This window comes from Mesorhizobium sp. (assembly GCF_004962245.1).
GTDB lineage: Bacteria > Pseudomonadota > Alphaproteobacteria > Rhizobiales > Rhizobiaceae > Mesorhizobium.
Genome location: NZ_SUHQ01000024.1, coordinates 1 through 12,770, shown reverse-complemented (window position 1 = coordinate 12,770; position 12,770 = coordinate 1). Strand labels below are relative to the sequence as shown.

At 60.4% G+C, this 12,770-nt stretch carries 15 protein-coding genes; 8 read left to right on the top strand and 7 right to left on the bottom strand.

The window, feature by feature from the left end:
* Positions 1 to 83: 83 nt before the first annotated feature.
* Entirely contained in the window at positions 84 to 677 is a 594-nt protein-coding gene (locus E5X88_RS23425) for a DJ-1/PfpI family protein (RefSeq protein ID WP_292165569.1), read from the top strand.
* Positions 678 to 747: 70 nt separating this feature from the next.
* On the opposite strand, the gene E5X88_RS23420 is transcribed toward E5X88_RS23425, so the two are convergent.
* The gene (locus tag E5X88_RS23420) at positions 748 to 1,638 is read right to left on the bottom strand and encodes a GntR family transcriptional regulator (RefSeq protein WP_292165553.1); all 891 of its coding nucleotides are present in this window, start codon (positions 1,636 to 1,638) and stop codon (positions 748 to 750) included.
* A 166-nt stretch (positions 1,639 to 1,804) separates the two neighbouring features.
* Here E5X88_RS23420 and E5X88_RS23415 point away from each other — a divergent pair, with 166 nt between their 5' ends.
* The 7 genes from E5X88_RS23415 to E5X88_RS23390 all read left to right on the top strand — a co-directional run bounded on the left by E5X88_RS23415 (position 1,805) and on the right by E5X88_RS23390 (position 6,654).
* Entirely contained in the window at positions 1,805 to 2,857 is a 1,053-nt protein-coding gene (locus tag E5X88_RS23415; protein ID WP_292165550.1) for an ABC transporter permease, read from the top strand.
* Positions 2,854 to 3,639 (top strand): ATP-binding cassette domain-containing protein, encoded by a 786-nt coding sequence (locus tag E5X88_RS23410; RefSeq protein WP_292165548.1) that lies wholly within the window; start codon positions 2,854 to 2,856, stop codon positions 3,637 to 3,639. The genes E5X88_RS23415 and E5X88_RS23410 overlap by 4 nt, the downstream gene beginning before the upstream one ends.
* A 95-nt stretch (positions 3,640 to 3,734) precedes the next feature.
* Positions 3,735 to 4,649, top strand: coding sequence for a sugar ABC transporter substrate-binding protein (locus E5X88_RS23405; protein WP_292165546.1), 915 nt, complete (start codon positions 3,735 to 3,737; stop codon positions 4,647 to 4,649).
* A 72-nt stretch (positions 4,650 to 4,721) separates the two neighbouring features.
* The gene (locus E5X88_RS23400) at positions 4,722 to 5,735 is read left to right on the top strand and encodes a zinc-binding alcohol dehydrogenase family protein (RefSeq protein ID WP_292165545.1); all 1,014 of its coding nucleotides are present in this window, start codon (positions 4,722 to 4,724) and stop codon (positions 5,733 to 5,735) included.
* A gap of 10 nt (positions 5,736 to 5,745) precedes the next feature.
* Positions 5,746 to 6,069, top strand: a complete 324-nt coding sequence (locus E5X88_RS23395) for an ROK family protein (protein ID WP_366929968.1) — start codon at positions 5,746 to 5,748, stop codon at positions 6,067 to 6,069.
* Positions 6,070 to 6,106: 37 nt separating this feature from the next.
* Positions 6,107 to 6,298: a GntR family transcriptional regulator gene (locus E5X88_RS33685; RefSeq protein ID WP_366929967.1), complete on the top strand. Its 192-nt coding sequence runs from the start codon at positions 6,107 to 6,109 to the stop codon at positions 6,296 to 6,298.
* A 35-nt stretch (positions 6,299 to 6,333) separates the two neighbouring features.
* Positions 6,334 to 6,654 (top strand): hypothetical protein, encoded by a 321-nt coding sequence (locus tag E5X88_RS23390; protein WP_292165543.1) that lies wholly within the window; start codon positions 6,334 to 6,336, stop codon positions 6,652 to 6,654.
* A 196-nt stretch (positions 6,655 to 6,850) separates the two neighbouring features.
* Here the strand turns inward: E5X88_RS23390 and E5X88_RS23385 are convergent, their stop codons facing one another.
* The 6 genes from E5X88_RS23385 to E5X88_RS23360 form a co-directional block, all read right to left on the bottom strand.
* Positions 6,851 to 7,123, bottom strand: coding sequence for a UTRA domain-containing protein (locus E5X88_RS23385; RefSeq protein ID WP_292165541.1), 273 nt, complete (start codon positions 7,121 to 7,123; stop codon positions 6,851 to 6,853).
* Between the two features lie 103 nt (positions 7,124 to 7,226).
* Positions 7,227 to 8,357 carry a pyridoxal-phosphate dependent enzyme gene (locus tag E5X88_RS23380; protein ID WP_292165540.1) on the bottom strand — a complete coding sequence of 377 codons (1,131 nt, stop codon included), beginning with the start codon at positions 8,355 to 8,357 and terminating at the stop codon, positions 7,227 to 7,229.
* On the bottom strand, positions 8,354 to 9,433 hold the full coding sequence (locus E5X88_RS23375; RefSeq protein ID WP_292165538.1) for a DSD1 family PLP-dependent enzyme: 1,080 nt from the start codon (positions 9,431 to 9,433) through the stop codon (positions 8,354 to 8,356). The genes E5X88_RS23380 and E5X88_RS23375 overlap by 4 nt, the downstream gene beginning before the upstream one ends.
* 131 nt (positions 9,434 to 9,564) lie before the next feature.
* The gene (locus E5X88_RS23370; protein WP_292165536.1) at positions 9,565 to 11,193 is read right to left on the bottom strand and encodes a GMC family oxidoreductase; all 1,629 of its coding nucleotides are present in this window, start codon (positions 11,191 to 11,193) and stop codon (positions 9,565 to 9,567) included.
* Positions 11,190 to 11,678: a hypothetical protein gene (locus E5X88_RS23365; RefSeq protein ID WP_292165534.1), complete on the bottom strand. Its 489-nt coding sequence runs from the start codon at positions 11,676 to 11,678 to the stop codon at positions 11,190 to 11,192. The genes E5X88_RS23370 and E5X88_RS23365 overlap by 4 nt, the downstream gene beginning before the upstream one ends.
* 65 nt (positions 11,679 to 11,743) lie before the next feature.
* Positions 11,744 to 12,770 (bottom strand): aldehyde dehydrogenase family protein (locus E5X88_RS23360; RefSeq protein WP_292165532.1); only part of this gene is annotated, 1,027 nt, incomplete at its 5' end.

Sequence of the window (12,770 nt, the reverse complement as noted above, 5' to 3'; positions counted from 1 at the left end):
CTCACTGTTCTGCCCTGATTTCGATCCCTAGCTGGCGAGGCGCCAAGTGCACCTCGCCCTGCCACACACCGAGAGGAAGACCCATGCCAGGCAAAAAGATCCTGATGCTGACCGGTGAATTCACCGAGGAATATGAAATCTTCGTCTACCAGCAGGCGATGGAGGCCGTCGGCCATACTGTTCATGTCGTCTGCCCCGACAAAAAAGCCGGCGACGTGATCAAAACATCGCTGCACGACTTCGAAGGCGACCAGACCTACACCGAAAAGCCCGGCCACAATGCACTGATCAACAAGACTTTCTCCGAGGCCGAGAAGCAGCTTGATCAATATCATGCGGTCTACTGCGCCGGCGGGCGCGGACCGGAATATATCCGCACCGACAAGCGCGTGCAGGCAATGGTGCGCCACTTCCACGAGGCGAACAAACCGATATTTACGATCTGCCACGGCGTCCAGATCCTGATCGCGGTAGACGGCGTCGTCCGCGGCAAGAAGGTCGGCGCGCTAGGGGCTTGCGAGCCGGAGGTGACCCTTGCTGGTGGCACTTACATCGACCTATCTCCCACCGATGCCTATGTGGATGGGACGATGGTTTCGGCCAAAGGTTGGACCGCGCTTGCGGCGTTCATCCGTGAATGCCTGAAAGTGCTGGGAACGGAAATACGCCACGCCTGATACTTTGTCTCGACGCATTCCCGAGGGGATGCGTCGGTTTCCCCAACGACGCCCCGACTTCCGTCATTCATCAGGTCCAGATCAGCGAACGCATCAGCGTTGCTCTTGCCGAAGCGAGATGCGCCTGGCAGGCCCGTTTGATGCGCTCGGAATCACGGCTTTCGAGCGCATCAATATAGTCGAGATGCTCCAGGATCGCAGCCTGGTTGCGCTGTTTTTCGTCATGCTTGTTCCACTGATAATGGTAGTGAAAAATGAAGCTGATGATATCGTAGAAATCGTCGATGAAGCGGTTCGGCGAAGCCTCGTTTATGAGCCGATGAAACCGGTTGTCGAGGCCCGAAAAGTCGTGAAATCGGCTTTCAATCCGCTTCAGCAGTTCGGTATGCGCAATCTTGAGCACGGCCAGCTTCTCCCACAGGGGAGAAGTGTCGGGCTGTCGTGAAAACAGATGCGCCGAGCGCAGCTCGAACATCACCCGGATTTCGAACAGCTCAAGTGCAAAATCTTCCGTAAAGCCCTTGAAAAGCCAACCCGTGTTCGGCCTTTTTTCGAGCAGCCCAAATCGGCTGAAGCGGATCAAGAACTCGCGAATTCCGTTGGTCGCAACGCCGAACTGCCGCGCGAGTTCGAGCTCGTTGATGCTTGTTCCAGGTCTGGTGTCACCGCGCAGCATCCATTCCATGAACTGCTGTTCCACGTGCTTGGCCCGTGACGTGGTTTCGGCGTCGGGATAGTAATCGCTATCCTCGACCGCACGGCCTGCAGTCCTGACGCCGCTGCGCTCGGCGATAAGTTCGCGGTGGGCAAGTTCTTTCAGGACCTTTCGGACAGTCGTGCGGCTGACTCCCATTTGCCGTCTAAGCTCATTCTCGGAAGGGAGCTCGCCGGTCAATTGTCCGTCGCGCAGCATACTGGCGACGCGGTTGAAGGCCTTCTTGTAGACAGTGTCGGTTCGCATCGGATCTACCTCAGAGCAACACCTTGTCCTTTCTAGTATGAACTTTATCCATAAAAAACAACTTGACTAAGTGATGCTGGTTGTTTTTTATCGATAAGAGGGAGCTAAAATACAGCATAAGTTTTTGACGACGCGGCTTACACAAGCCGCGGCGGGGAGGGGAACTTTGCCTGAAACGGGAAACACCGGCACCACTGTCGGCGAGGCCGCATTGCGAGCACCCAAGAAGCAAGAAGCCGTTCCCGGCCTTGCGCTAGGCTTGGCCCTGCTGAGCGCTGGTCCGGTTGTCATCCTGGCGTTGCTGATTGTCGTTCTCAGTTTTCTGTCACCCTATTTTTTGACGGGGCGTAACCTCAGCAACATCCTCGCTCAGACCGCCGTCATCTCGGTTGTGGCGATGGGCCAGCATCTGGTCATCCTGACACGCGGGATCGATCTCTCCGTCGGCTCGAACGTTGCACTGGCTTCGGTCGTCGGCGCGCTCAGCTTTCATGCCGGCGCTCCCGCCTTCCTGGTGATCGCGGTGATGGTTGGCTGCGGTGCGGCGGTCGGCGCCATCAATGGGCTCTTCTACGTCTTCGGCCGGCTGCCGCACCCGTTCATCATCACGCTGGCGACATTGAGCATCGCCAAGGGGCTGGCGCTTCAGCTGGCCGACGGGCGCGCCATCCCTGGAATGCCGGATGCCATCGATGCGCTTGGCCGCGAGGCGGTCTGGGGTCTGCCTGGATCGGTTTTTGTGGTTGCGGGCGTTGCCGCGGTTCTTTTCGTTATGGCCAAGACGATGGTCTGGGGACGCTGGATTTATGCAGTAGGCGGCCGGCCCGATGCTGCCGTGCGCATGGGCATTCCCGTGTCCTGGGTCCTGGTTTCGGTCTATGTGATCTCGGGGCTGTGCGCTGGCATCGGCGCGGTCATCCTTGCTGGCCGCACCGACGCCGGTTCACCCCTGTTCGGCAATCTGCTGGAATTGGATACGATCGCGGCGGTGATCATCGGCGGTGCCAGTTTTCTCGGCGGTCGCGGCCATCTCGGCCATGCCTTGATCGGCGCCATCATGATTGGCGTCATCCGCAACGCGCTCAACCTGCTCAACGTCAACGTCTTCTTCCAACTCATCGTTATCGGCGTGGTCATCGTCATAGCGGTCGAGTCCGACGTGCTGCGCAACTATCTCGAAGGGCGCGTGCGTGTCATGCAGGCCGGGAGGCAGTCGTGAGTGCCGTTCCAGCAAGCGTCGATCATGCAGCCACCGCGGAACATCCTGTGCTTGCGGTACGCGGCGCTACAAAGCGTTTCGGCTCAGTTGTGGCGCTGGACGACGTCAGCATCGAGGTCCGACGCGGCGAGATCTTGGGGCTTCTCGGCGACAACGGCGCTGGTAAGTCGACGCTGACCAAATGCATCAGTGGGGTGCACCAACTCGATGCCGGCGCGATCCTTCTGGACGGTGCGCCAACGCAGATACGCTCCCCTGCGGATGCGCGCTTCGCCGGCATCGAGACCGTCTATCAGGATCTGGCGCTGTTCGACAATCTGACGCCGGGACAGAATTTCTTTGCCGGTCGCGAGTTGGCGGGACCGCAATGGCTTCCTCGCGGCATGCGATTTCTTCAACAGCGCAGGATGGATGCCGAAACGCGCATTCTGCTCGCCAATTTGAAAGTCACGTTGCCAAGGCTGGACGCCGTCGTTGCCATGATGTCGGGTGGACAAAGGCAAGCCATTGCCGTGGCCCGTTCGACAGTATTTGCCCGCAAGGTCGTGATCTTGGACGAGCCGACCGCCGCACTTGGGCTGCGTGAATCGCGGCAAGTGCTCAACTTGGTCGCTGCGCTGCGTGACCAGGGGAATGCCGTCATCCTGATAACTCACAACATGGAGCATGTCGTCGAGCTTGCCGATCGCGCCGTGGTGCTTCGCCAAGGCCGCAAAGTCGGCGAACTGGTGCCGACCAAGGACAACAAGCAGGAACTGGTCTCCATGATCGTTGGAGCCTGATCCGTTCGAAATTTGGGGACTGTTCCGGTCCGCAAATGACTGAAGCGACTTCCGTCCGGAAGCCGCCTCAATTCCAAGGGAGGAATGGAATGCCAATGAACCGAAAACTGTTTGCTGGGCTGGCGATCGCCGTTGCGTTTGCGATGCCAGCTTCGGCCGCCGACAAGATCAAGGTCGGTCTGATTACGAAATTCCCGGTGCCGTTCTACTCGACCATGGAGGACGCGGCCAAGAAATACGTGGCCGCTCATCCTGAAGTCGAGTTGGTCACCGGCCAGGGCCAGGCGGCGACCGACATCGAGGGCCAGATCGCGCTCATCGAGTCCATGATCACGCAAGGCGTCAAGGGTCTGGCGATCACTCCGGTCGATCCGACCGTTGCGCCGGCGCTCGACAAGGCGGTCGCTGCCGGCATCAAAGTGGTTCTTGTCGACAACAGCATTCCGAACTGGAAAGGCCAGACGGCATTGGTTTCGACCAACAACCTCAACGGCGGCAAGATCGCCGGAGAGTACCTGAAGACCGTGCTCAAGAGCGGCGACAAGATCGGTATCCTGCAAGGCGTTCCCGGAGTGCCGGCGCTGGACGACCGGGTCACCGGCATGATGAAGGGCCTCGGCGACGTCAAGGTCGACGTCGTCGGCAAGGGTGCAACCAATTGCACGCTCGAACTTGGCACGTCAGTGACCGAAGACATCCTGACCGCCAATCCCGATCTCAAGGCGATCTACGCAGCCTGCGGACCGCCAATCCCAGGAGCCGTCAAATCAATCAGCAATGCGGGGATCGCCAACGACAAGATCATCCTAGTCGGCTTCGACGCCTGCTGCGGTGAGATCGAAGCGATCAAATCCGGCGCGGAAGATGCCAGCGTTGCGCAATTTCCAGCAAAAATGGGCGAGCTTGGCATCGATACTGTCGTCAAGGCGATCCGCGGGGAAACCGTCGAAGCCAATGTGGATACCGGTGCAGGACTCGTGACGCTGCAGAACGTCAAAGACTTCGAATAGTCTCCACATCTTGGCCCGGCGGTGATTTCAGCCGCCGGGTTCTTTTTGAAACATTTCAGAAAGATAATTCGCATGAAAGCGCTCGTATGCCGAAAGCCCGGCGAATTGATCTTCGAGGATCGCTCGGCGCCCGGCCCGCCGGGCGCCGGATGGGCGCTGGTCAGCATCAGCCATGTCGGCATCTGTGGCACCGATTACCACATTTTTGAGGGCAAGCATCCCTACCTGGCCTATCCACGTATCATGGGGCATGAACTCTCTGGTACCGTGACCGCGGTAGGCGAAGGCGTCGCCATCGAGATCGGTGAACGGGTCGTTGTAAATCCCTATTTTGCCTGCGGCAAATGCATTGCATGCCGTCACGGCAAGCCGAATTGCTGCGTATCAATCGAAGTGTTGGGCGTTCATCGCGACGGCGGCATGTGTGAAGAATTGCTGGTGCCTGCCGGCAACCTCTACCCGGTCGCAGGACTGCCGCTCGTTGACGCGGCAGCTGTCGAGTTCCTGGCGATCGGCGCCCACGCGGTGAGGCGTTCCAGACTTGCAGCTGGCGCACGTACGCTGGTCATCGGCGCCGGGCCTATTGGACTGGGTACGGCATTGTTTGCGCGCATTGCAGGCCAAGCGGTGACGATCATGGACACGAGCAGGGAGCGGCTCGACTTCGCCGAAAGCCAACTCGGGTTTCCCGTTATCGATAGTGCTTCGGTTTCACCTGTCGACCTAGTGAGAGAGCGAACCGATGGCGATTGTTTTGACCTCGTCTTCGATGCGACCGGTAGCAAGGTCTCGATACAAGCCGCGTTCGGCTACGTGGCCCATGGCGGCGCCCTGATAATGGTAAGCGTCATCAAGGACGAGATCACATTCTCGGACCCCGAATTCCACAAACGCGAGATGATGTTGATCGGCAGCCGCAACGCGCTTCGTGTCGACTTCGACCACGTCATGGCGGCAATGCGCGATGGTGCCATTCCTGCGGCCAAGCTCATAACGCACGACACGACCCTTCAGAACAGTCTGCACGATATTGCTCGTTGGACATATCAGAAGTCGGGGCTCATAAAGGCCGTGATCGCCTTCTAAAAAGTTAACGATTCTGACACACCTCCGGCTCGGTGTCGGGATTGCAAACCTCATGCACCTCTACAGTCCCGATGTCGTCGTTGTGGGGGGCGGCTTGGCCAACAGCTTCGATGCCCTGATGCCCGGCATTCGCAACAGGTTGAACCTGGCGGTCATGCCCCCGTTTCGCGAAATTCCGGTGGTAGCTGCGTCGCTCTCGGAGAATTCCGGCCTGATTGGCGCAGCGATCATGGTCTTTGATGACCTGGACAGAAACGCCCTCGCCGTCGCGGCCAAAACCAATGGCGGACACAGTGCGGCCCCCGGCACGGGTTCCGGCGTGCGCGCCACCTGAGAGCCGCGGAGACACCCCGTGAAGAAGGCCAGGAAGGCTGCGGACCCAAGAGCAGCCTTGCGCATGGAGTCCAGCCTCTCCCTTTAGCCCTGAGGGCGACACTCCGCGTTACATCCAAGTTGCTGATGCCTTGCGTCATCGCATCCTGGATGGCGAATTCGCGGCCAACGACCCGCTGCCGTCCGAGTCCGAAACGGTGCGCGCCTTCGATATCAGCCGGGTCAGGTGAGGCAGGCGATTGGACTGCTGTTCGAAGAAGGGCTGTTGGGCAAGACGCAGGGCAAGGGCTCTTTCGTCAAGGCGCTGGCAGTGGAACAGGACTTCCTCGGCCTGCTCGAATTCCGGCGGGATTTGCGCCGCCAGGGGCACGAGCCCTCGGCAGAGATTTTGAGCTACGAGAAGATTGTACCGCCGCTGGGCACGTCCAGCGCCTTGACCATTATCTCGATGGCGGCGCTCGGCCTGTCGGTCAACATCGTGACCGTCCTGGCCTCCGGCGGACGGGTGCTTGCTGCCGGAACGCTTTCGTTCGCCGCTCTCGCGTCGATCAGCCTGCTGATCCTCCTGAACGTGCCGCTCGTTTGAACGGTTCAGTGGAATTCGGCGTTTTCGGCGCTGACGTCGATGAAGAATTTCGCCGCATCGCCCGGAATGACGGACCGCGTCAGCAGGACCGGCAGGCCGTCTCGGCCGACGGCCAAATGGTGCGGTCGACCAGCAACCCGATTGAACTCGGCCGAACGCTCAGTTTCTTCGCTTCCGCGTTCTCCATAACGATCGGCTACACGATCTTTCGCGCGCGCGCCAGATGGATGCCGTGGCTGATCAGCAGATCGGCAAACCACGTCGTCCTCAGTTCGAGTTGGTCGAGTTCGGGCAAAAGGTGGCAAGGCAAAAACAGTCTGTCCAACATGATCGGCTGGCCATCACAGCGCTTCAGTCTTTCCACGCTGTGCACCTGCTCTTGCTCACCGAAGCCGAACATCGTGCGGACGTCTCCTTGATCGCCGGCAGCAGTCCGTCCCGGATGAGATTGAATGACCTCGGCCATCATGCCGAGGAAGCCGAGGATGAACCACGGCACAAGCCGCAGCAGGCTTGGCCGTTCTCCGCAGTCATGGTGCTCGGTGCCCTGCCGCAGAGGCCGATCTCATCTGTCAGGTCCAGGCCGCGAAATCCTTGAAACCATGTCCGGTCACAATGCAGACCACGGTATCGGTCGATCCGATCGTGCCTTTCATGAACAGATCCCGAGCCGCCGCCAATGAGGCAGCACCCGTCGGCTCACAGAAAAGACCGGCTTTGTGCGCCAGGTCGATCATCGCCGTGCGAATGTCGGCATCGCCGACGGCGTGAGCAACACCCTTGCTTGCGCGGACAAGCGAAAGCGTCAGACTGCCTTCCTCGGGATAGCCCAGCAATGGGTCGGAAATGCCAGAAGCGATCGTTTTGGGGTTTTCCCAACCATCAACGTCGATTTTTTTGTCCCTGAAGGCTCTCGCTATCGGAGCACAGCCCTCGGACTGCGCCGCGATCAGGCGCGGCACCTTGCCAGCCCTGTCCATGAAGCCCTGAAAGACGCCTTTGACCAACGGCCCGGAACTCGTCGGGATGGCGATCCAGTCGGGTCCGACGCCTTCCATCTGCTCATGGAGCTCCTGCCCGATCAGTCGCAGGGCATCCACGCCATAAGGGTTCAGATAGGTCGTCGTCAGATTTGCATAGCCGGTCTCGGCGCAGAGTCGTCGGGCATGTTCAAACGCGTTTCCGTAATGGCCAGGCACCTGCTCGAGCGCGGCACCATAGGCGACAATCTGCGCCAACTTGCCACGTGGCGTCGTATCCGGGCAAACGACGATGGCGGGAATTCCGGCATTCGCGGCATAGCAGGCGGCAGCGGCACCAGCGTTGCCGCTCGACGCACTGACGATACCCGTCGCGCCAAGCGCAATCGCCTGGCTCAACGCCGCTGCCACAAGGCGATCCTTGAAGGAGCCGGATGGATTGCGGGTTTCGTCCTTGACGAGCAGCCGGCCTCTGAAGCCGGCGTGGAGGAGACCGGGTCTGAGTTCTCGAAACGGCGTGCCGCCTTCTCCAAGCGTGATGTCATCTGCGACGAAGTCGGCTCTAAGCCAGCCGCGGCCTTCCGGTTTTTGACGGACAACCTCCAGTATCCCGCCGCAATCGGGGCAGCGGTAGATCAGGGTTGGCGGCAGGGCGGCATCGCAGCCAATGCAGCGCAGCTTCAGTTCCCGAGACATGGTTTCTGGAAGAACCGTAAGCGTCATTGCATCATTCCGCGCGCTGCGACAGGAAAGACGCATTCGACCCGCTTGCCGCGCATGCCGACATACCAGTCGTAGCGGTCGACCGTTGGATCGCAATGGCCGGGAACGAGGCGCAGCGTTTCTCCGATGGCAAGGTTTCCGGGGTCCGAACGCAGGATGAGCGAACCGTGCTCATCGGATGCGCCGGCATAGTCGATATCCTGTCTGGCGTGGATGAGAGGAAGCCCGCTGTCGACGGCAATCCCCTTGTGGCCGCAATCCAGAACCGCGATGCCGTGGCGCGCAGCACTCATGACGGTGCTCAACACGAACAGCGATTGTTTGAAATCGGGAGCGGGACGATTTCGCGCATAGTCGGCATCCATGAACAGATAGGAGCCGGCCTGCAGCTCGTTGTAGACACCGCTGGCCGCCTCGTGGGCGAAGGTTCCCGTGCCTGCACCGCCGACGATCGCGCATTCCAGGTTCCGCTTCCTGATTGCCGCAACTGTATCCGCCGTTCGCGCCGCAGCCTGGTCTATCGCGTCGCGCCGCTCCTGTTCGGTGCGCAGGTGCTGAGCGCGCCCGTGATAGGATTGCAGGCCGCCGAACACCAGATGGCGGCTTTTCGCTATGCGCGCAGCGAATGCCGCGGCAGGTTCGCCGGCTTCGATGCCGCAGCGGCCGCCGCTGACGTCGATCTCGACCAGCACGGTCAACCGCGTGGCGAAAGATTCGGCCACTGCCTCGATCTGGTCGACCACGGCTGCGCTATCGGCGCAAAGCGAGATTTTCGACATCCTGGACAGCGCGGCCAGTCGCGCCAGCTTGCGGGAGGAAACGATCTCGTTCGAAACGAGAATGTCGCTGATGCCGCCCCAGGCAAGAACCTCGGCCTCCGCTGTTTTTTGCACGCATTGGCCGATGGCCCCGCGAGCGATCTGCCAGTGGGCGATGACGGGGGACTTGTGGGTTTTCGCGTGAGCGCGCAACCGCACACCTGCGTTACGGCAGAATGCGGCCATACGGTCGAGATTGTTTTCCATTGCATCGAGATCGATGAGGAGGGCAGGGGTATCGATATCCGCTTCGCTCATTCCGGGCTCGGCAGGGGGGCGTTGGAGCATTTTGTCTTTCTCTGATCGCAGTGATGCCAATCACAACTACTCGGGCAGAACCTGCCGATCGTCTTTCTTTGGGGCGCGAGACGATTGTCGGATGGCCCGCGTCATGCGGCCATCGATGACCGCGTCTGCTGCGACAGGGTTTCGAAATTGTCGCGGATATAGGCCGCAGCACGTAAGGCGAGCGCTGAGATGGTCGGTGTCGGATTGACGACACCGCCGGTGGCAAGCACGCTTCCATCGACGATGAAGAGATTAGGAACCTCCCAGGTCTGATTCCACCGGTTGACGACGGATGTCGAGGGATCACTGCCCATGCGGCAGGTGCCGATCATGTGCCAGGCGGGTGTACGATAAACGCCCTCATTGTCGCGATAATCGTGCAGCCGATAGTCGAAAGCGCCGCAGGCCTTTGCAAGCTCTTCGAGACGATCAAGCATGTAGTTCATCATGCGCTTGTCGTTTTCGCCCGGCGCATAGTGGGTCTTTGCCGCAGGCACGCCATCGGAATCTTTCAGCACCGGGTCTAGCGTCACGCGGTTTTCCGGGTTCGGCAGATCGTCGCCAATGCCGAAAACGCCGATAGAATGGCCGAAATGGCGCTCGAACCATTGGTGATGGTCGCGGCCCCAGGGCGCACGGGCCGGTGTGAACCAGCCTGCCGCAAGCTCTCCTGCCGAAGGCGTGGAGGTGATGCAGTTGAAATTGAAACCGTTGACGAAACCCCGCGACGCGTCCGTTTCGGCAAACTGTCGTGAAATCAGGGATGCGACGTAACCGATATGACCATCGACCGGCTCGTCGACCCACATTTCGCAGGCAACCAGCGTGTGATGCAGGAGATGGCGTCCGACCTGATCATTGGTGTTGGCAAGATTGTCGGATGCAAGAAGGAGCCGTGGCGTTCCGATGCCGTTCGCAGCCACGATAACCAGTTTTGCCTTCTGGAAATGTTTCATCCCTGTGTTCCGGTCGACATAGAGAGCTCCGCTCGCGCGGCCGTCCGGGTTCTTCTCGATCTTGAGCACACGGGCATTGATGCGCAGTTCGCAGCCGGCATTCAATGCCTTCGGCCAGATGGAAAGCGAGTATTTGCTCATCGATCCACGTGGGCAGCCATTGCATGTGCCGCAGTTGTTGCAGGCCGGTCGACCGTCATAATCCTCGGAGATGGCTCCGGCCTCGACCGGCCACCAATGCCAGTCAAGCGCATCGAAACCGGAAGCAAGGCGCTTCGCCACCTTGGACACCGGCATCGGCGGGGTTGGGCAGCGTTCTCGCGGTGGCATGGCCGGGTCGCCGGCAAGTCCCGATACGCCGACGAGCTTGTCGGCCTGCTCGTAGAAGGGCGCGATATCCTCATAGGTGATCGGCCAGTCCGGCTGAAGGCCATGCTCCGTGCCCTTGCGGAAATCGGAAGGACGATAGCGCGGCCAGATTGCGCCATAGACGTTGGTCGATCCGCCGACGGCGTTCCACATCAGGATCTGGGAGGAGTCGGAACTGACGGGAAAATCGTCCGGATGGCTGCGCTTGTTGACGTCCGGGCTCCAGTTGGTCCGGCGCTGCCATGACCAGTCGGCATGCAGATGCGGATGATCGTTCGCCTCCACCCAGGAACCCTGTTCCAGGCAGACGACATCGAGACCGGCTTTCGCCAATGTCAGCGCCGCCAGCGATCCCGTCGCGCCGGCGCCCACGATCAACACATCACAGATGCGCTCTGTCGTCATCTTTCCAGTCCCCAATGATCTGTCTTTACCGTGTCGAGGCCGAGCGACGATGTATCGACAGGCCTGACGTTTTCAGTCTCCAGGTAATGGCCGCGCCGATGGGCGGGCACGTCCCGGTTGAAATCGAAGCGCGCCATGTCATAGCCTGTGAGATGAGGCCGGTGCGAATAGGGACGCCCGGTGTTTTGGATGGCTTCGATGACAAAGGGCGTTTCGTAGTAGGCAAGCGTCACCGCCGTATAGATCTTGTCGAAAAGCTCCGTGTCGGCGTCCTCGAACGCCTTGACGGACGCGTTGCGTGTTTCGCTATTGCCACTCGACAAACCGTCCTTTTCCCAGCCTAGCAGATCGGCCAGCGCCATTATCTGCACATCGCTCCAGTCCGCAAAGAGACGCATCGCCACGATGCCGTGCACACCGGCCTCGGATGCGGAGGGCCAGCCCTCGGCACCGGGGATCAGTTCATCGACAAGAGCGCGGATCATCCGCGCTCTCTCTGGCGGAGAAAGGGGCGAATTCCGTTCGCCGGCAAAAGCAATCGATTGAGGGCTCACTCTGCACCTGCCTTTCGGTCCATTGTGACCGTGATCATCTTGAGTTCCGTCATGGCTTCCATCGTGTGCACGCCGCCCAGCCGACCGATGCCGCTCTTGGTGCCGTTCCCGCCTCCGAAGGGCAGGTGGATTTCCCACCAGGTGCTGCTGGCATTGACGTTGACGATCCCGGCCGGGATCGCTTTGGCGAGCGAAATCCCCCGCGCCACGTCCGCCGTGAAGACGCCGACCGACAGGCCGTATTCGCTGTCGAGCGCCAGATCGAGCGCTTCGGCCTCGTCCTTGAAGGCGAGAACGGGCACCACGGGGCCGAAGGTTTCCTCGCGATTGATCTTCATCTCGCGCGTGACGCCGGCGATGATCGTCGGTTCGAAGAACAGTCCGCTGCCCAGATCGGGACGCGGCCTGCCGCCATAAAGCACCTTGGCGCCTTGTGAGACCGCCTCGTCGACATGCTCCTTTATCTTGGCCGCGACCTTGGCGTTGTTCAGCGGTCCCATGGTCGTTCCCTGATGGAAGGGATCGCCCAGTACGTGTTTTTCGGCATGGGCGACGAGTTTTTCGCACAGGCTCTCGGCGATTGAATGATGCGCGAGAACACGGCCTGTCGCTGCACAGACCTGGCCGGCGTTGAAGAATGCGCCGCCCGCCGCCGCCGCCGCCGCCGTGTCCAGATCAGCGTCCTCGAAGACGATCACGGGCCCGTTGCCGCCGAGTTCCAGAAGCAGTGGCTTGCCTGCGCCGCGCTCGGCGATTTTCCTGCCGGTCGCAGCGCTCCCTGTAAAGCCGATGGCGGTGACGTCGGGATGAACCACAACGGCGTCGCCCACGATTGCCCCTTCACCGATGACCAGATTGATGACGCCGGCAGGAAGATCGGCGCTCTCGATTGCCTCCATCAACGCGCAGGCGACCAGCGAGGTGGAGGGGGCAGGCACCCAAACGATCGTGTTTCCGGTCGCCATGCCCGGTGCCAGATATTCCACGGGGATGTTGACCGGGAAATTCCAAGGGGTGATGACC